This window comes from Wolbachia endosymbiont (group A) of Portevinia maculata, assembly GCF_964028525.1.
In the GTDB taxonomy this organism is placed as follows: Bacteria; Pseudomonadota; Alphaproteobacteria; order Rickettsiales; family Anaplasmataceae; genus Wolbachia.
This window is the reverse complement of sequence record NZ_OZ034786.1, coordinates 782,840-802,850: the sequence shown is the minus strand read 5'-3', so window position 1 is coordinate 802,850 and position 20,011 is coordinate 782,840. Positions and strand designations below refer to the sequence as shown.

Annotated in this window: 16 protein-coding genes and 3 pseudogenes; 15 read left to right on the top strand and 4 right to left on the bottom strand. The window is 34.7% G+C overall.

The annotated features are described in order from the left end of the window. The first annotated feature begins 13 nt into the window (after positions 1-13). The 5 genes from metK to ruvC all read left to right on the top strand — a co-directional run bounded on the left by metK (position 14) and on the right by ruvC (position 4,050). Positions 14-1,186 carry a methionine adenosyltransferase gene (gene metK / locus ABWU36_RS04015; RefSeq protein WP_353273032.1) on the top strand — a complete coding sequence of 391 codons (1,173 nt, stop codon included), beginning with the start codon at positions 14-16 and terminating at the stop codon, positions 1,184-1,186. Positions 1,187-1,311: 125 nt separating this feature from the next. Continuing rightward, on the top strand, positions 1,312-1,986 hold the full coding sequence (locus tag ABWU36_RS04010; protein WP_264687814.1) for a TenA family transcriptional regulator: 675 nt from the start codon (positions 1,312-1,314) through the stop codon (positions 1,984-1,986). Between the two features lie 40 nt (positions 1,987-2,026). Then, the gene (locus ABWU36_RS04005) at positions 2,027-2,686 is read left to right on the top strand and encodes a TenA family transcriptional regulator (RefSeq protein WP_341816373.1); all 660 of its coding nucleotides are present in this window, start codon (positions 2,027-2,029) and stop codon (positions 2,684-2,686) included. A gap of 47 nt (positions 2,687-2,733) precedes the next feature. Then, on the top strand, positions 2,734-3,561 hold the full coding sequence (locus tag ABWU36_RS04000; protein ID WP_265017353.1) for a cytochrome c oxidase subunit 3: 828 nt from the start codon (positions 2,734-2,736) through the stop codon (positions 3,559-3,561). Beyond that, entirely contained in the window at positions 3,562-4,050 is a 489-nt protein-coding gene (gene ruvC, locus ABWU36_RS03995) for a crossover junction endodeoxyribonuclease RuvC (RefSeq protein WP_253309367.1), read from the top strand. 44 nt (positions 4,051-4,094) lie between these two features. On the opposite strand, the gene ruvX is transcribed toward ruvC, so the two are convergent. Further along, a complete protein-coding gene (ruvX, locus tag ABWU36_RS03990; RefSeq protein ID WP_253309368.1) occupies positions 4,095-4,562 on the bottom strand; it encodes a Holliday junction resolvase RuvX in 468 nt (155 codons plus the stop codon). Positions 4,563-4,936: 374 nt separating this feature from the next. Here ruvX and gatB point away from each other — a divergent pair, with 374 nt between their 5' ends. Together gatB and ABWU36_RS03980 are read left to right on the top strand one after the other, a co-directional pair. Continuing rightward, on the top strand, positions 4,937-6,361 hold the full coding sequence (gene gatB, locus ABWU36_RS03985) for an Asp-tRNA(Asn)/Glu-tRNA(Gln) amidotransferase subunit GatB (RefSeq protein WP_353273031.1): 1,425 nt from the start codon (positions 4,937-4,939) through the stop codon (positions 6,359-6,361). A gap of 132 nt (positions 6,362-6,493) precedes the next feature. Continuing rightward, on the top strand, positions 6,494-8,020 hold the full coding sequence (locus ABWU36_RS03980) for a hypothetical protein (protein ID WP_353273030.1): 1,527 nt from the start codon (positions 6,494-6,496) through the stop codon (positions 8,018-8,020). Between the two features lie 189 nt (positions 8,021-8,209). On the opposite strand, the pseudogene ABWU36_RS03975 reads toward ABWU36_RS03980, so the two are convergent. Then, positions 8,210-9,225 (bottom strand): annotated as a pseudogene (locus ABWU36_RS03975) (IS110 family transposase). A 223-nt stretch (positions 9,226-9,448) separates the two neighbouring features. Between ABWU36_RS03975 and ABWU36_RS03970 the strand changes: the two are divergent. Next, positions 9,449-9,994 (top strand): annotated as a pseudogene (locus tag ABWU36_RS03970) (IS256-like element ISWpi15 family transposase); the annotation flags it as partial. A 19-nt stretch (positions 9,995-10,013) separates the two neighbouring features. Here ABWU36_RS03970 and ABWU36_RS03965 read toward each other — a convergent pair. Then, positions 10,014-11,297 (bottom strand): M16 family metallopeptidase, encoded by a 1,284-nt coding sequence (locus tag ABWU36_RS03965; protein ID WP_253309213.1) that lies wholly within the window; start codon positions 11,295-11,297, stop codon positions 10,014-10,016. A gap of 1 nt (position 11,298) precedes the next feature. Beyond that, positions 11,299-11,908 (bottom strand): annotated as a pseudogene (locus ABWU36_RS03960) (superoxide dismutase). Between the two features lie 958 nt (positions 11,909-12,866). On the opposite strand from ABWU36_RS03960, the gene ABWU36_RS03955 reads away from it, so the two are divergent. The 7 genes from ABWU36_RS03955 to ABWU36_RS03925 all read left to right on the top strand — a co-directional run bounded on the left by ABWU36_RS03955 (position 12,867) and on the right by ABWU36_RS03925 (position 20,008). After that, on the top strand, positions 12,867-13,604 hold the full coding sequence (locus ABWU36_RS03955) for a hypothetical protein (protein ID WP_264735927.1): 738 nt from the start codon (positions 12,867-12,869) through the stop codon (positions 13,602-13,604). A 191-nt stretch (positions 13,605-13,795) separates the two neighbouring features. Beyond that, entirely contained in the window at positions 13,796-14,086 is a 291-nt protein-coding gene (locus ABWU36_RS03950) for a GIY-YIG nuclease family protein (protein ID WP_253309210.1), read from the top strand. A 234-nt stretch (positions 14,087-14,320) separates the two neighbouring features. Beyond that, a complete protein-coding gene (gene tsaD / locus ABWU36_RS03945) occupies positions 14,321-15,328 on the top strand; it encodes a tRNA (adenosine(37)-N6)-threonylcarbamoyltransferase complex transferase subunit TsaD (RefSeq protein WP_253309209.1) in 1,008 nt (335 codons plus the stop codon). Positions 15,329-15,886: 558 nt separating this feature from the next. Continuing rightward, complete coding sequence (locus ABWU36_RS03940; protein WP_353273029.1) at positions 15,887-17,632, top strand: type I secretion system permease/ATPase; 1,746 nt, start codon at positions 15,887-15,889, stop codon at positions 17,630-17,632. Continuing rightward, positions 17,625-17,750, top strand: a complete 126-nt coding sequence (locus tag ABWU36_RS03935; RefSeq protein ID WP_264687919.1) for a hypothetical protein — start codon at positions 17,625-17,627, stop codon at positions 17,748-17,750. Before ABWU36_RS03940 ends, ABWU36_RS03935 begins: the two co-directional genes overlap by 8 nt. A 205-nt stretch (positions 17,751-17,955) precedes the next feature. Further along, on the top strand, positions 17,956-19,395 hold the full coding sequence (locus ABWU36_RS03930) for a hypothetical protein (RefSeq protein WP_353273028.1): 1,440 nt from the start codon (positions 17,956-17,958) through the stop codon (positions 19,393-19,395). A gap of 4 nt (positions 19,396-19,399) precedes the next feature. Continuing rightward, complete coding sequence (locus ABWU36_RS03925; RefSeq protein WP_253309205.1) at positions 19,400-20,008, top strand: hypothetical protein; 609 nt, start codon at positions 19,400-19,402, stop codon at positions 20,006-20,008. Positions 20,009-20,011: the final 3 nt, after the last annotated feature.

The window sequence follows — 20,011 nt, the reverse complement described above, 5'->3', positions numbered from 1 at the left end:
AGAAACCTAAAGCATGAGTTTATATAAAAATTTAGTAACCAGTGAGTCAATGGCGGCTGGTCATCCAGATAAAGTAGCAGATCAAATTTCAGATGCAATACTTGATGAATACCTTTTCACTGATCCTTTTGCGCGAGCTGCAATAGAGACTTTAGTCACCAAAGATAACGTTATTATAGCTGGGGAAGTATTCGGACCTAACATCAAAAATAGCAGGATTGAAAGTATTGTACGGAATACAATAAAAGATATTGGTTATGAGCATGATGGTTTCCACTGGAGAAAAGTGAAGGTAAATATACTGCTGCATGAGCAATCAAATGACATTGTAATAGGGTTGGATCAAGGTGCTGGCGATCAGGGCATAATGTATGGCTATGCAACAACAGAGACAGAAAACCTTATGCCAGCACCCATTTTTTATGCACACTCGATTCTGAAAAATATCATGAGCGCAGTTAAAGAAGCAAAGCTTGGTCCGGATGCAAAATCACAAATCACTTTGGCATATGAGAATAACCTCCCGGTACGTGCTGAAAGTATCATTGTCTCAATACAGCACCCTGAGGATTTGGATCAATCAAAAGTAAAAGAAATAATTTATCCTTACATAGTTTCATCTTTACCTAAAGGGTGGATATGTCCTGAGGAAAATCTCTTAGTCAATCCAACTGGTAGATTTGTTATTGGTGGACCGGTTAGTGATTGTGGATTAACCGGACGAAAAATTATGGTTGATACCTATGGAGGTTATATTCCACACGGTGGAGGGGCATTTTCCGGAAAAGATGCAACCAAAGTTGATAGATCTGCAGCTTATATGGCAAGATACCTTGCTAAAAATATTGTCTTTGCAGGTTTAGCTGAACGTTGTCTTGTGCAGCTTTCTTATGCAATTGGTGTATCAAAACCTACTTCATTCTATATTGATACATTTGGTACGAATGCGGTGGAGGAAAGAGTAATTAAAGAGTTTATCGAGAATAGTATAGATTTATCAACAAAAGGCATAATCAAGCATTTATCGCTTAATCGCCCTATATATAAACGTACAGCCTGTTATGGACATTTTGGTAAAGAGTCAGAAAATGACGGTGGATTTTCTTGGGAAAGCATGAACTTGTCTGCTGATCTTTGTAGAGAATTCAATATAGAAGGTAATAGTAAAATTTCTTTAGATTGCTAAAATTTTTGATTTACAGCCTCATATTTATATACTAGCTTATTGTTGAAGTATAATTGCTTTTTCATAATAATTATACTATATTAGTGATAATTATTATATTCAGTTTTTATTATGAGGCTCATAAAGTGTATAACGAAATAGAAGGAGAACTGTACAACGTAATTGTAAAAGAGCTTTCCGATCTTATTGATAGGATGAAAGAACATCCTTTTTATGTTGAATTGATGAATGGTACTTTAGATTATAAAAGATTTAAATTTTACCTTCAGCAGGATTTTCTAGGTTCTGTAGATTGTGCTCGTGCTCATTTAGTTGTTGCAGCTAAAGTTAATGATGTTGAAACAATAAGTAGGTTAATTGATATAGCAAAAGGAGCATTTGATTTTCGAGAACAATATAAAAAATATTTCGAGGATTGTGATCTATCTGATAATCATAAAAAGTCAAGAGCTTGTTCTGCCTGTGTTGACCTTTTCATGAGTACTGCGTATCACAATTCTGTTACTGAGACCTTAGTATTGTCTTATTCTTCCTTTAATGTATACCAAATTGTTATATGCCATATGGCAAATGAGATAACAACTAAGGGGATTAAAAATAACAAATACAAAAAGTGGATTGATATCTGTAATAGCAAAGGAATGGACGCGGTGGTTGAGGAGGTTAGTGATATTACAAGTAGGCTATACAAAAGAGCTAGTGACTGTGAAAAGGAAAAGATATATGAGCTTTGTAGGAAAGGACTGGAGCTAGAGATAATGTTTTTGGATGAGGCATATTGCTCTAATATACCTCAATAAAAACGCATTAGCACAAGTTGTTTACGTTGGCAGTATTGTAGTGTTCAGTGGTATAATTAAGAGTTGTTATGGATCAAATCTTTTAAAGGATATAATTAAGCATCCTTTTAATGTTGAATTGGAGAATAACACTCTAAGTATAGAAAGTTTCAGATTCTATATTCAACAAGGTACATTACTCTTGAGTGATTATATTCGTACCGTCTTAATTACTGCATCCAGGGTAGAAGGCTGTAACAATGTTGTTTCACTTATTAGGGTGGCTCGAGGGGCAATTGCTATTGAGAGAATTTTGCATAACCACTACTTTGCTATATATGCTATAAGTCGTGGAGAGAAATCTCTTGAGTGCTTAAATTTTACTAATTTTCTTTTGTCTACCTCATATAGCAACACTTATGAAGCCATAACAGTTTTGTATTCTTATATGTTTATATACAAGACTATCGTTGATAGTATGAAAAATAGATTCAAGAAAAATAATAGATATAAGGATTGGTTTGATTATTATAGCGGTAGTTTTATAGAATCTGGATGCATTATTTTGGAAAATATTGTTGATGAATATTGCAGCAGGGCAAGAGAAAATGAAAAGAGCAGGATGCTTAAGTTATTTAGAATAAGCGCCCAATTCATGTTAGATTTTTTGAATGGTGCATATAATTTTTCAAGATTCAATCAATTTCCTAAGGAACATTGACAATTTTAAGCTAATTTGTATCCTTAGTAAGTATTTTTTAAAATGCTATGAAAAGTAAAGAACATGATTTTCATTTAGTGGACCCAAGTCCTTGGCCAATTGCTATATCAGCAGCAATTCTTATTCTTGCACTTGGATTAGTTGGCGCGCTTCATAAACAAATTTTCGGAATGTTTTGTTTAGTTCTGGGAATCTCCGCAGTATCAGGGGTGCTGTTCTATTGGTGGAGAGATGTAATAAGGGAGGCCATTTATGATAAATGTCATACTACCATTGTAAAACATGGACTCAAATTTGCAATGTACTTATTTATTCTCTCGGAGGTCGTATTTTTTATAGTGTTCTTTTGTTCATTCTTTAAAGCCTGGCTTGATCCAGTTTTTTTATTTGAGGCGTTTTCTCCTGCAAAAAAAGTTGAATGGCCCCCTGAGGGAATTTTGCCACCTGATCCGTGGTCACTACCATTCATGAATACATTAATATTATTGCTTTCTGGTACAACAATTACTTGGGCAAATCACTCTTTACTTGAAAATGATAAAAAGAGCACGATTAAAATGCTGTCCATAACTATATTGCTTGGGGTTTTTTTTATAATAGTGCAAGCAATAGAGTATCATGAAGCGAGTTTTTCTCTACAAGAAACAGGAGAAAAGCTTATTTATACATCCAATTTTTATATGATTACCGGTTTTCACTGCGCACACGTTATAATAGGAATAATATTTTTATCAGTGTGTTTATTTAGAGCGCGGAAAGGCCAGTTTACACCTCAGGACCATTTGTGCTTTGAGTTTGCCTCCTGGTATTGGCACTTTGTAGATGTAGTCTGGATGTTTTTATTTTTGTTTGTCTATTGGTTAAGCGTTTATTAAGTGGTTAAAATAATAGGTCTAGATCCAGGGATAAGCAAGACTGGTTGGGCCATTATCAGCCTGAACGAGAAAAATAATATTGAATTTTTGGGCGGCGGTACCATATCAACTGATGGAAAATTGGGTACAGGTGAACGCTTACATATAATTTTTGAACAATTAAAGAAAGTAATATTTCAATATTCTCCGAATGAAGCTGCAGTAGAAAAAATTTTTGTTAATAAAAATCCTAAATCTTCACTAACTTTAGGATATGCAAGAGGGGTTGTAATTTTAGCGTTAAAAATAACAAAGCTAACTATGAATGAATATGATGCAAACTATGTAAAAAAAAGCATTACCGGAAATGGCCATGCTGATAAGGATCAGATTATATTTATGGTGAAGCAAATAGTTAAAAATTTGAGTATAAAATGTCACCATGCTGCTGATGCTCTTGCTGTAGCAATTTGTCATGCTTATACGAAAGGTTCTTGTTTTGTTGAGTAACTTTTATATGAGATTCAGTTTGAAGATTTCCAGATCTGAAAAAACTATTTGATTGTATTTATTTTGTCTAACGTTCGTTGCAAAATAATACATGCGGAGATTTTATCATCTATTTTTTTTGATTTTGTGATTGATATTCCAGTGATTTTTAGTGTATGAGTTGCGATAGATGTTGAGAAGCTTTCGTCTTGTAAGTATATATGTACTTTATATTTTTTTATTATTTTATTTGCGAATTGGATTATGGTTTTACACCATTTAGTTTCTTGCTCGTCCATTTTTAATGGTAGTCCTATTACCATTGATCCAGCTTCATTTTCTTTGAATATTCTATGCAGATAACCTAAATCTTTGCTCATATTTTTCCTATAATATACACTATGAGCTGTGGCTATAAGCTGTGTTTTATCGCTAAATGCTATACCTATTTGCTTTTCTCCCATGTCAAGGCACATTATGCGCTTATCTTTTGGAATAGACTTTAGAAACTCATCTGGATTTCTATGTAGCATCTATTAGACTTCCTTTAAAGTGACCTTACCCAGAAAAAGTAGAGAGAAAGTCAAGAAAATTTTTTACAAAAAGAATAATGAATCAAATTGCTCAGGAATGCAATAATTAATAGCAGAATGTCTACGCTGTTTAATACACAGCTTCTAATTAAAACTCAACTGTATATTCTCTTCTTTTTGTCATTACTACTCCTTTTGAAAAAACATTTTTATTATAAAAAAACGCCTTTTCTTTCTCTTCACTCTTTCTGGGTAAGGTCATATTTTAATTACTATAGGTTAAAAAGTTAAGACAAAAAATAAAAATGTGGGTTTTGTTTTGACTTTTTGTGTTAATTTTGCAGAATATTAAGATTATCATTTAAATAAAATACATGACGAAAGAGGATTGGGAAGCGGTAATTGGGCTTGAGGTGCACGCTCAAGTTTCTTCTAATACGAAGCTATTTTCTAGCTCATCAACGGAGTTTGGTGCTGAGCATAACACTCAAGTTTCTCTAGTTGATGCAGCAATGCCAGGTACGCTGCCAATACTAAATTATTACTGCATAGAGCAAGCAATACGCACCGGTCTTGCAATTTCTGCAGAAATTAATAAGTGTTCTTACTTTGATCGGAAAAATTATTTTTATCCTGATTTACCGCAAGGTTACCAGATAACCCAGTTTTTTGAGCCAATAGTTAAAAATGGTAGAGTATTTATCAACGACAATGAAAAGGAAATAAGAATTGCGAGAATTCATTTAGAGCAAGACGCAGGAAAGAGCGTTCATGAGGAAAGCAAAACTTATGTGGATTTAAATCGTGCAGGGGTTGCTTTAATGGAAATTGTTTCAGAACCAGATCTCCGTTCATCTGCGGAAGCTGCAGAATGCATGAAAAAATTGAGGCAGATTTTGCGTTACATTGGTTCATGTGATGGTGATATGGAAAAGGGATCACTTCGTTGTGATGCAAATGTTTCTGTCCGCCTAAAAGGCAGTAGCACATTTGGCACTCGTTGTGAGATAAAAAATCTGAACTCGATACGTTATATTGTGCAAGCTATAGACTATGAAATACAAAGACAAATTGAAATTTTAGAAGGTGGGGAAGAAATAAGTCAAGATACCTTATTGTTTGACGTTGCTTCGGGAAAAACAAAAGTGATGCGAAACAAAGAAGATGCAAGCGACTATAGATACTTCCCTGAGCCTGATTTATTACCTGTTGAGGTAAGCCAGGAGAAAATTGATTTAATTCAATCATCTTTGCCTGAGTTGCCAGAGCAGAAAAAGCAGCGATACATTGAAAAATTAGGTATCAACGAATACGATGCAAATGTCATTACTTTCGATAAGGCGATTGCTGATTACTTTGAGGAATTGATAAAAAAACATGATTCAAAGCTCGCGGTCACCTGGTTAACTGTAGAGCTTTTCGGTCGTTTAAATAAAGCAAATATTGATATTGTGAGCTCCCCAATCAAAGCAAATGCTTTGTCAGAACTCTTAGATTTTATCGTTGATGGAACGATCTCTGCTAAACTTGGTAAACAAGTTTTTGATATTATGTTTGAAACTGGAAAGCCTGCATCCCTTATTATAGAAGAGCAGGATCTCAAGCAAATAACTGACAAATGTCAAATTTCAGAGGTAATAGATAAAATCATCAATGACAACCAAGATAAAGTTCAAGAATACAAAAGCGGTAAAACAAAATTATATGGTTTCTTTGTTGGTGAAGTCATGAAATTCACCAAGGGAAAAGCCAGCCCTGATGTTGTGAATTCAATTTTGAGTGAAAGATTAAGTAATTAGTCACATTTTTTTATTTACATAACAGCACATCTCGTAGATATTCCAAGGTCTTTGTTACGATATCTGTATATCATGACATATAACTTTTTTACCATTTATGGGTACTATTTATAAAATTATGTGAGGTTGAGGATGCCTGAAACTTATCCTGCTGGAGGGAGAAAACGCTCTTTTCATGGTGATATTTACCAATTGAAGTGGCTAATGCTGTTTCTCAAACGTGCAGTAGATAGAGAATATTCTTTCCGCTTAGCCACAGAAATGGAATCAGCTGCAGGTTTTGATGATATTGTTTTTCGATATAGGCAAAATGGAACAACAGTACATAGGTTTGTACAAATCAAACACAAGCAAAATGAATGCGAAAAAATCGGTGTAGGCAAATTGCTTTCAAAAGATAAAAGTGGTGAATTTAGCTTGGCAAAATATTTTGTTCCCTACCTAAAGACTAAAAATAATCAAGATTTTGCAGATGGTGACCTAGAGGACTTTATTATCTGTACTAATATCGGTTTCGATCTAGCTCAAAGTACAACACAAAATACAATAAAAAAGTTGAAAGTAAAAACTTCGGGACCAAACAAGGGAATAGAAATTGCAGTTGAAGTAATAAGCATTAGTGATATTTTTTTTAAATACGGCGGTACGAGATACAAGTTCTCTTATACTCACGATAACATGATTTCAATAGTGCAACCGGCATTTAAGAGTGCTGTAAAAGAAGCAATAGAAGAATTGGAAAAGGAGATAAAAGAACTTCAAGGTAAATCAGATCAAAACTCAAAAAGAAAATTGGAAAGAAATCAGGTATGGCAACGTGAGTTTGAGCGAATGACAAATGAAGGCAGGTTAGAAGAGAATATAAGGGAATTTTTTGATAAATTAGTATTTGCAGTAAATCAACCTAACGAGATAAAACTAGCGGAAATCATTGAGAATGAGTTAGGCAAAGAATTTAATAATATCGATAAAAAGAACGTTTATGGTCGCTTTCTGGTAGAAGTTCTGGATTGGATGAAAGCAAGAGAGGGAAAGTTTCTATCACATGAAGAAATAAATGAGTTTTTTGAAAAAATAAGAGAGGAAATTTTAGGAGCGATTTGGTTTGGCATAATAGAGCCAGTGGCATCTTTTACTGGTAGAAGTATTGAATTAAAAGCCTTACATGACGCACTACAAAGGAGCACGGGCAGGCAAGCGGTGATATCGCAGGTTGCTACTATTAGTGGTCTTGGAGGAGTGGGAAAAAGTGAGTTAGCTAGGAAATATGCTTACAAGTATGGAAAGTATTATGGTGGCAATGTTATATGGATAAGTGCTGAAAACTCTAAGACTATGGAAAGTTCTTTTCTGGACTTAGCTAAAGATGATAAACTAGGCATTTCTCCCCAGGATAAGTACGGAAATGACAAGATGATAGAAACTATTGTTAAAGAAACATATGCTTTTTTTGCAAGAAGGGGAAGGAGAAGCCTGTTCATTTTTGATAATGCTGAGGGATATAAAGGTATTAAAAGGTTTTTACCTTCATCTTTACATCCTAGGCATAAAAAACCTTATGTTTTAATTACTTCTCGTGACTGTAAGTGGAATGTGAGAGGAGATACCGTCTTGTTAGTCAACAAAAAAATTATAAAAATTTCCCAAGTTGCATCATAAAATCAAAAAATACTTCCAATTGTGTAACAGTACACAGATTATAGTTAGTGGATATGTTGATAAGTAAATTAGTTTTATACGCACAAAACAGATGAAGTTTACTTATCAACATATCCACTAACCAACAACATTCAATAAATTTGTGTAAGATACCACTTTACATAAGATAGATAGGAAGCATTTTTGATTTTAAAGTACTAAACCTTCAGTCAACCTCCTAGCCCTGTAGTTTTTGATATGGTTAGGATCAAAAGCACTTTTGGATGTCAGAATACCGAAAATGATATGGAGTAGCTTACGCATTGCAGCACCAACGATGGCCATATTATGCTTACCCTTTTCCTTTAATCTTTGGCAAAAGCTCATAATGATAGGATTGTGATTCTTAGCTACTATGGCAGGAAAGAAAAGTGCCTTACGTAATGTTTGTGAACCGGATTTACTTAATCTGGGTTTGGCATATACAGAGGAACCTGACGTCATATTTCGTGGTATAACTCCTGTATATGCTGCCAATTGCCTGGCATCTCTAAAAACCTCTATATCAGAAACTTCAGCTAAAATAGCTATTGCTGATTCTTCTCCTATGCCTGGAATAGTCAATAGAAGTTGAAAATTTTCCAACAATTCTTTGTGTTGATTTAATAGTTCACGTACGGAGTTTTTTATTGTTTCTATTTTTTGAGCTATATTCATTGCAAGGTCTTCCCAAGCATTTGCAACTTCTTTAGGCAGTCTCTCTTTTTTTTCTAAGTGGTTATTTACTAATGTTAACTCATCTTTTAACGCAACTGAGCAACGATAAAGATGTTTTAATTTTTTCATTTCAGGAGAAGGTGGTGTCCAACTAGAAGGTTCCTGTCTTTGGCAATAATCAGCAATAACTTCTGCATCGGTCTGATCATTCTTTTGTCGTATCAGCTTACTCCTTGCATAAGATTTTATGCAATAAGGATTTACAACACTTACAAAATGTCCAGCATTGTGTAGAAATTCAGCCAGTGCTTCGCTATAACAACCAGTAGATTCCATGCAGGTTTTTACTTTTTCTACATTATGTTTGTGTAGAAAATTCAGTAGACTTTGAAACCATCGTTCTTAAAGCTTCTTTTTCTAGTTTCACGCTTTCCTTTTTTGCTTATAAATGAGAGAAAAACATCAAAGCGATCTTTTGATATATCTATGCCCAAAAAGTTGTTGATCATATATAACCCCATACGTTACCATTAAAAATGAAAAGTAAGGCTAGTCTTGTGAATACAGAATTAGAACCATTCAGGTCTTTCTACGATACCGTCCAGCCTATACTTTTGAGAAGGGAATTCTTATCTCCTCTACAGATTTTATATCTAAGAAGAAGCACAGAGTTCCTCCCTTCTCCACCTAATGCTTAAGCTTAAAACATTAGATGCTTTTGACAAGATACAAGTAGAAGATATCCTTATTGCCTGCGTTGATGGGCTGAAAAGCTTTCCTGCAGCTATAAACAGTGTCTTTCCTAATGCGGAAGTGCAGATGTGTATAGTGCATCAGATACGCAACTCACTGAAGTATGTGGCCAGTAAAGATGCGAAGAGTTTTTTGAGCGATTTAAAGAAGGTATATCAAGCTTCAAGCAAGGAAATTGCCGAGAATTATCTGTTGGAATTGGATGAAAAATGGGGCACAAAGTACCCTATGGTTATAAAATCTTGGCAGAATAATTGGGAAAACTTGTCTGGTTATTTTAAGTATTCTGGTCCAGTTAGGAGGATAATCTACACCACCAATCCCATAGAGGGGCTACATAGGCAAATTAGGAAATTCACTAAGACCAAAGGCTCATTTACCAGCATAAATGCCTTGTATAAGCAGGTATATTGTGCTATAAAGAAGGCAGAGGAAAAGTGGACGATGCCTGTACATGATTGGGCATTAACTATCTCTCAACTTGATGTTTTCTTTCCTGGCAGATTGAAAATTGAGTTGAACTAAAAATGCGGTTTGACACAGTTTATTTAACACTCCCTTTAAGCATAGAAACCACTTTATCGTAACTTGGCAATGATTTAATTTCTCCAATTGCAGCTAGAGTGGTTTTTTCATGCTGAGATAACAATTCTTTTGCTGCTTTTTTTACGTTAGCAGTGGTAACTGCACTAATTTTTTCTATTAATTCATTTTTACTGATGTACCTATTATAGTTACCATAGTAGTGCCCCAATGTTTCAGCGCGTGAGCTAACACTTTCGCGTGACATTAAAATTTGGGATTTTATTCGCTCTTTCACTCTATTTACTTCTTCTTCCCTCAGATTATCTGTAGACAGCTTCTTCAACTCTGTCGTCATAGATTTTAAAAGCTTATCTAAGTTACTACTATCTGTGCCAGCAAAAATGGAAAACATCCCTGTATCAGTGTAGCTGGAATTAAATGAATAAACAGAGTAAGCTAATCCCTGCTTTTCCCTTACTTCCTGGAACAGACGTGATGACATTCCGCTCCCTAATATAGAATCAAGCACTTGAAACGTGTGATATTTATCGTCATAACGAGAAACGCTAGGTAGACCAATTAGCAAGTGCACCTGATCTAATTTACGATGTTCTAAATACTCACCACCAGTGTAGCTCGTCGCATTTTGGCTTTTTTTCAGCTTTTTAGAATGAATCTTTGAGAGAAAATCTTTGGTTAATGCAACAACTTCTTCATGTTCAACATTTCCTGCAACGGCAAATAGCATATTCTCGCCAAAGTAATGCTCATTTATGTAGTTATTTAGATCTTCTCGAGTAAAAGATTTTACAGTATCTTGCGTGCCTAAGATTGACCTGCCGAAAGGTTGATCTTCATAAGCTGCCTCAAAATATTTATCGAAAACAATGTCACTTGGTGAATCATTAGTTTGAAAAATCTCTTGTATTACAACGCCCTTCTCACGTTCCAATTCATCTTCTGGAAATGTTGAATTCATCAATATATCTATTAATATATCAATACCAGTTTTTATGTCTTTCTTGAGGACTTTTGCATAATAGGTGGTGCTTTCCCTACCGGTGCTGGCGTTGAAAACCCCACCTATGTCGTCAAAAGCTTTTGCAATTTCAAACGCAGTTCTTGTCTTCGTTCCTTTGAAAGCCATGTGTTCTAGAAAATGGGATATTCCATTTTGATTTGCACTTTCCGCTCTACTGCCAACACCAACTCGTATGCTTAAAGCTACGGAATCAACATCACGCACCTGCTCAGTTATTATGCGCAGACCATTATCTAATTTTGTTACCTGAGGTGTATTCATCTTATGTATTCTTTTTTAAATTTTCTTCTGCAAAATCCCAATTAATCAAATGGTCAAGGAAAAACTTTTATGTAGTCAATTCTACGGTTTTGACAATCTAAATAATAGGCGTGCTCCCAGACATCCATAGTGAGTAATGGAACTTGGCCATAAATTAATGGCAAATCTGCATTTGGAGTTTTGGTGATTTTGAGCTTTCCTTTTTCGAGCACTAACCATACCCATCCACTACCAAATTGGCTTACTCCATGATTGGCAAATTCCCCACAAAACTTATCAAAACCACCGATATCATCTTGAATTTTTTTTGCCAGAAAACCATCATCTTTAGGTTTACCATCACCATTCTTCTTCATTGAATTCCAATAAAAAGTGTGGTTCCAAACTTGCGCTGCGTTATTAAATATGGGAACTTTATCGCTATTACCATGCACTTTTGTTATTAATTCCTCAATTTTCACATGTTGATAATCTGTATTTTCAACTAGCTCGTTGAGTTTATTTAAATATCCTTTATGGTGCTTATCATAATGAAAATCTAAGGTTTTTGCAGATATGTAAGGCTCCAAAGCTGTTTTATCATATGGTAATTCAGGTAAAGTAAAACTCATGACAATCTCCTTATTTTTGACCTACTTGGATGGTATTGTAATATGTGCTCTTGTGCAACATATAATTAATAGCTAAAACATTAGGTATCTATTGCATTATTCTAAGTTTTATATCACAATAATGATTATTATATAAGCCATAGAAACGGATTAAATACAAAAACTTCCTTGACAAACTCCGCCAGCCCCCTTATCATGGTATTGAAGGTATTCAGTTATCTTCATCTGTGCAGATTAAACAGCAAAAAAACAACGTACTTGGCGTCTTATTTTTAATTTTTCGCACTATGTGCACCTTATGTCTTCACAATATTTCTAGGTTTTTACCTACACAAGCTGAAACGCGCTTATAAGTCGTTTAAGACAGTATAGTACGCCAATTTGCAGGATTAGAGAGTGACAACTAGCTAACGCGGGGTTTCTTTTGCCTTTTTTTCTGCTTAGTAAATTTCTTAAACATTTAAACTAAGGTGAGTTGCATTTAAAAGCAGCTAAATTGCAGTATTTAAGACTTAAAAAACGCCAAATACTGAAAATAGATAATGACCAGGGCTTCTTTTGCCTTTTTTCTTCGTTTAGTAAATTTCTTAATGTTTATAGCTAAAGTAACTTAGGTTCATCGACAATCGTCATCCCGCTACTTGTTAGCGGGATCTATGCTAAGAGATACCGCGAATGAATCGCGGTATGACGGTTCGTGACGGTATGACGGTTTGCGGTGGCATCTCGTCATCCCGCTACGTGTTAGCGGGATCTATGCTAAGAGATACCGCGAATGAATCGCGGTATGACGGTTCGTGACGGTATGACGGTTCGCGGTGGCATCTCGTCATCCCGCTACGTGTTAGCGGTATGACGGTTGTCAGTAAACCTGAATTACTTTAGCTATGCAATGAGATTTCCTAAAAAACACTTTATAGCTCTTGAGTATAAAAAAAAATTCCTTTAATAATAAGGCATGCTAATCAGGAATTTAATCAAACAAGCGACTAAAGTAGGAAGCAGTGAAAATGCAATACGATATATTGAGTATCTCTATCAATTTGAGAAGTTTAGAAACACATTAAACCTCACTTTATCACTAATAAAGCAAAATAAGCTTTCGTTTGAAATATACCAAGAGGGATTAGTGGATATGGAAGAAGGGGTGTGTAAGACAATCAGGTCTTCCGGTGTAAATAGGTATGTTATTGTGCTGAGAAGGTCAAATCCATACATTATAGTGCATGAACTTTCACATATGGTTGAAAATGAGCTTAACTTGAGCCTAGAGCAGGAATTTCTCCATAAGGTTTACCAGGATATTGAGCAGAATTTAAGGCAAGCAAATGTTCTTGTGCAGAAAATTATTAGCCAAGTTATATTTAAGGAGATACAAGCTTATCAAACTGCAAAGTCACGCGCATCTGAATTGTTTGCACGCTATTTTGAGCTATTTGCTTGGGCACAAGAGGTTTATCCTAAGGATAAAGAATACTTAATTCGCACTCAAGATTTAAACAAAGTGTTCCTTGCTACTGATCAATGGAAAAAGAGCTGCCTGGATCCACAAATGATGGATAGAATAGATAAGGAAATCAAGGAATACAGCAATAAAACCGCCACTAAAGACGTAACCAAAGTGCAAAGCAGTTGGACTAATAAATTTTCTCCTGGGGGCAAAAAAATTAGCTCCATATTTGGAGATGATGATTAGCTTATAGTGCAGGTTTTCCTACGTCATACCGCAATTCATTCCACGACTGTACGAACGTCTAGTTTAGTGATAAAATGTATATAATTATTGATGTCATTCAAGCATTTACATTTGTTACATCAGCACTCACATTTGTCATCTCAGTCTCCTCTTCCTGTCATCCCAGTGCGTGACACTGGGATCTAAATTTTATGAAAAACTATTATATTTATATACTTGCAAGTAGACACAATAAGGCTCTATGTATAGGTGTTACGTCGAATTTAATTAAACGAATTTGGGAGCATAAGAACAAGGTTATTCCCGGTTTTACGTCGAAATATAATGTACAAAAATTAGTTTATTTTGAAGAATTTCAAGACGTAGATTCGGCTCTTGATAGAGAAAAACTTCTAAAAAGTTGGAGAAGGGAATGGAAAATCAATTTAGTTGCAAGAAAAAACCCAAATTGGTATGATTTATATTACGAAATTACTAAGTGAGATCCCAGTGTCACGCACTGGGATGACGAGAGAGGAGACCTGGAATAACAAGAAAGTGCTCCATCTCAATAGCGCAATGTTCATACGATTGTAGATTCATTCGCGGTATCTCATCAGCTAACAAGCAGCGGAATGACGGTTGTCGGTAAATCTTTTAGCTATAGAAGTTAACTTTGCAGTTAACTTCTACAGCGTTTCAAGGTATAGTTTTTATAATAAAGTGCTCGAATATACATGAAAACCATTTTAGCTGTTGAAACAAGCTGCGATGAAACTGCAGTAGCGATTGTAAATAGTGACAAGCAAGTCCTTGCTCACGAAATTCTCTCCCAAGCAGAACACAAAAAACGCGGTGGGGTGATCCCTGAAATAGCCTCACGTGCTCATATGGAGCATTTAAGTGGTCTAATAAAAAGCGCCGTGGAAAAATCTAACCTTAACTTTTGTGATCTCAATGCAATTGCAGCAACATCAGGACCAGGACTCATAGGTGGATTAATAGTTGGTACAATGATGGCTAAAGCAATTGCGCATGTAGCACAAAAACCGTTCATTGCAGTGAATCACTTAGAAGCGCATGCATTAGTTATTAGGTTACTGCATGAGGTGAAATTTCCGTTTTTAGTTCTATTAATATCAGGTGGTCACTGTCAATTTTTAATTGCACAGGATGTAGGTAAATATATTAAACTCGGGGAGACACTTGATGACTCGTTAGGAGAAGCATTTGATAAAGTTGCTAAGATGCTGGGTTTAAGCTATCCCGGAGGGCCATTAATTGAAAAGTTAGCTAAAAAAGGCAATGGTGCAAGATTTAAACTGCCAAGGGCGATGATAAAACGTTCTGGATGTAACTTTTCGTTTTCTGGAATCAAGACAGCAGTAAAAAACTTAGTGCAGAAACTCGAAATGAGCGAGCAAGATGTGTGTGATGTGTGTGCTTCGTTTCAAGAGTGTATTAGTGACATACTGCTGGACAGGGTTAGTAATGCGATTATTATGGCCGAATCTTTAAATATCAAAATCAATGACTTTGTGATTACCGGCGGAGTTGCAGCAAATAATTTTTTGAGAGAAAAACTGAAAGAACACATAAACTTAAACATATTTTTCCCCCCTAATAATCTATGTACAGACAATGCAGTAATGGTTGGATGGGCAGGAATTGAAAGGTTACAGAAGAATTATATAGATCCACTTAATTTTGCACCAAGACCTAAGTGGGAGTTAGAAAGTTATTAAAAACTCTCAATTCTGAATTATAGCTAAAGTGACTTAGGTTTATCGACGATTTGAAAAACGACAAATTCGTCATTCCGCTACGTGTTAGCGGAATCTACGCCGCGAATGAATCTATAGCTGTACGAACATTGTGATTTGAGAACAATTTCCACAAGGGATGACAGCTACCCTGACAACCGTCATCCCGCTACGTGTTAGCGGGATCTCTTGTTAGCGCCGTGGCGGTATGACGTAGGATTGCTGTCATTCCGCTGCTTGTTAGCGGATGAGATACCGCGAATAAACCGCGGTATGACGGTTTGCGGCTGCATGACGATGGTTTATACCTCGTCATCCCGCTGCTTGTTAGCGGGATCTCTTGTTAGCGCCGCGGCGGTATGACGTAGCTCAGCTATAGGCAATGAAGGAAATATTAACTATACTTCTTTTTACCATTGTTTATATTTCCTATTCACATATATTAATATTTTACTCACTTAAAGCAGGCTAACTGCCGTTATTAATATTTTTGTAATAAAAATTGTATATGGTGCATGTAATTAAATTAAGAGGAAGATTGTGGAAATTACGCCATCAATAAAAAAAGAATTGAAGCAAAGTACTCTATATATTTGCCTAGAAAAATGCAAAAGTGCATTTTGGTTTATCTTTTGGTTTAGTGCGGGAATCAATTTATTAATGTTATTTCTACCACTTTATACCTCTCAAGTGCTTGATCGGGTGATATCAAGCGAAAGTGTATCAACACTAATTATGCTGACAATTATCACTTTATCTGCATTTGCATGTTCTGCAATGCTTGAAACTTGTCGATATTTAGCCATGGCAAAAATAGGTGATTGGATCGATAAAACTGCAACACCAGATCTGATAGTAAGGTCAATCAGGCTAACGTCAGTGCAGAGCTCAACTTCAAGTGGTGAAGCAATACGAGATCTCGGGGTAATAAAAAATTTCATTACAGGAAATGGTATATTCTCACTGTTTGATACTCCATGGTCGTTAATTTACCTTGTTGTGATTTTCATGATACACACCTCCACGGGGTTTATAGCTATTGCTGGAATCATTATATTAGTCTCTATGGCAATATGGAATGAACTTGCCACTAAACGAATATTACAAGAAACCAACGAAGAAACTATACGGAATATCAATGCTATAGATGTTGCAACAAGAAATGCAGAAGTAGTTGAAGCTATGGGCATGTCAGAATTCATAGTCTCTGATTGGTGTAAACGAAATGATCAGAATCGAGCAATGCAAATTAAAGCACAAAATCGCTCTAATGTAATTACTGGAATCACTAAGTTTTTGCGCTCAACTCTGCAAATATCAGTAATTGGAACAGGTGCATTACTTGCAATTACAGCTCATAAAACTGCTGGTAGCATCATCGCTGCTTCAATTTTAATGGGTAGAGTATTAGCACCATTTGACGCTGCGGTTCATACTTGGAAGTTTTTAAATCAGGCTAGAATGTCATATGGAAGGCTACAAAGACTTATATTAACATCACCAAAAAGAGAGCAAACGATGGCTCTACCAGAACCTGAAGGAAAATTGGAATTTGATAGAGTATTTTTTACTCCTTATGGAAGCAATAAGCCAACAGTAAAAGGAATATCATTTATTATAGAACCAGGGGACGTAGTAGGTGTGATTGGTGCAAGTGCTTCTGGTAAATCCACTATCGCAAAATTAACTGTTGGTGTATGGAAGCCAATATCTGGTGTAGTCAGACTAGATGGCGCTGATGTATATACTTGGAATCGAGAAAATTTTGGTAATTATGTTGGCTACTTACCTCAAGATATTGAGTTATTTAACACTAGTGTCAAAGCTAATATTGCTCGCATGAGACCAGATCCAAATCCTGAAGAAATAATCAAAGCAGCAAAAATTGCAGGAATACATGAACTAATACTAAGCTTACCAAATGGATATGATACAACAATAGGAGGTCCTGGAGGAGTAACGCTCTCTGGCGGCCAAAAACAGCTTCTTGGACTTGCCAGAGCTTTTTATGGTCACACAAAACTTTTAGTACTTGATGAACCAAACGCTAACTTAGATAGCAATGGAGAGGCATGCTTAATTAATGCAATTGGCATTGCAAGAAAGCAAAATACTACTACTGTTATCATCACTCACAAGCTACCGTTATTGTCCGTAGTTGATAAGGTGATCCTCATGTCAGATGGTGTCATTTACGCTATGGGACCAAAAGATGAGATTTTGAGCAAATTAGTTGCTCCATCATCAAATACCAAAGAAGATGAGCGCTCTTCAGCAAATGGTTAGTTTACTTACACTAAATTCTGTATCTGAAATAACAACTGTTCCAGTATTACTAGAAATGTTTACCATTAGAAATAATATTACAAGAATAGTAAATAGATTAATAACTCCTATTAATTAAAGTTAATCGGCAGATAGTGTATATTTCTAATTAATGAGTTTTCTTAATTTATTAATTAAATAGCTTAATATTAGTAGTGATTTTATAAAAAAATTATAATATAAATAATGTTGCTGCGAAAATTTATAACAATATTTCCCTCTAACGTTTAATGAATTTCAATAAATTGCCTTTTTAATTCTAGATAAGTATATGCTTTGTTAATATGTTTAGTTTAAAATCCAAAAGTAAGTTTATGCTTTCTATTGGAGAAGAAGGCATAATGTTACTATATTTTAAAAATAATACTTTAAATAAAAGGTATTTTGTTAAGGGCAAAAACGATAAAGCAGTTTCCGATTTAATTTCATGTCTTTCATCAGACAAAAAAGCACCTTTATACCTGGTGCTTAATCATGCAGATCAAAATTACTCGCTACAGTTTATTACAAGGGCAAACAAGATTAGTGCCTATCTATCAGCAAAAACAAAGATGGAGCATTTTTCTCGTAATAATGACATAAGTTCAGTTTTTTTGGTTGAGAAGCCAAACAAATTCAATCAAAACTGGTGCTATCTTCTTGTTTCATCAAAAGCAAAGCATTTAGTAGAATATTGGTTGAATGTGTTTATTGAGATAGGCTCCAACTTTAAGGGAATATTAATGTTTCCTATAGAAATAAGTAATATAACAAAAAAGATTCTACATAAAGATCCTAATAATTGGAAAATTATAGTTGCTGCAACTAAAACGGGAGGCTATAGACAAGTGGTTCTTAAAGAGAATAAAATGATATTTACGCGTTTAGTACCATTTACTAATGATAATTTACCAGGAATTATTGCTGGTGGAATATATCAGGAAGTGCAAGATACTATTCGATCCTTAACTAAGTTTGGGTTTGAAAAAAATAACCCTATCGACCTTTGCATCATAGTGTCAGAAGATATTAAAGCTAGTTTATCAGTCATAAATTTTTCAGAGAACAGTGTGAACATATTAACTCCATATGAGTTAGGCAAACTATTAGGAGCAGAACTAGCTATAAGTGAAAAAGATAACTTTTGCGATACCATAATTTTGTTTCACAGCTTTAAGAATAAATTAGCAGCTATTTTTAATACAAAGGAAACTAAAGAATTTTATCTATTCAATTATCTTTATTTAAACTCTCCTCAAATTTTTCTATACTTCGCTTTGGTTTTAGTCGTAATTAACGCCCTTTGTTTGCTAAATTTGTATTCAAACTTCAGTGTCGCTGATAATTTATCCGCAAAGCAGAGCACCTTAAATAACCAATTAACAAAACTTAGCCAAAGCTATAATGTAAAAAAAATAGATGAAATTTATGATTTTATTAATATCAATAATATTTTATCAAAAATAGAATACTCTCCTCTTACACAAGTTAAGTATGTAGAAAAGTTAAAAGTACCAGGTATAGAGCTTCGATCATTTGAATGGAATTATAATGAGGCAAAAAGTTATATTACCACAACTTTAAGGTTTAATTTTCGATCCGGTAAAAATATTTCCTATCAATACGAGAAACTACGAAAAAATTTAAACGATAATTTTCGTACCTATGACATTAATATTTCTAACTTACCTGCTGCTAAAGGGCAAAATCTATCTATTGATGTTGAAATAGGAGAGGCAATGTAGATTAATGACTATCTCTCAATTAAAAAGAAAAGCTACAATTCAGTTTATATCGTGTTTGTTATTATCTGTTGGATTAATAGGGTTATTAACATATGTTGTTATCTATAACGAAAAGGTTTATAATAAAAACCAAATTGCGATTGATAAAATACGTTCTATTAATTTACAGATTACTGGAATTCAAAAAAAGGAAGTTGTTCTAAATAAAAACCTAGATTTATGGAAAAAAATTTCTTCTTCAAATTTACACAGTAGCAGATACATTGCAAATTTAAATTTCGAGCTTAGCAGGTTATATAAAAAGTACTATATATTAGAACCTGAAATATCAATTTCTATACCCGAAGAAGTTGAGCTCCACAACAAAAGTGAACGCACAAAAGTAATAAAAAGTGAAGTGGTCCTAAATTTAAGTTCAATCAGCGATAAGCATATTTTTTTATTTCTACAGTCTATTCCAAATCTGCCCGGTTATGTTATGATCAAATCTCTTATTTTAAACAAGCAGAGAAATATTGATGCTGCAACTATGAATCAAATTTTGAATGGTAATATGATAGAGATAGTGAGAGTTAATATAGTCTTTGATTGGTATACTATATTAAGTAGATAAGGT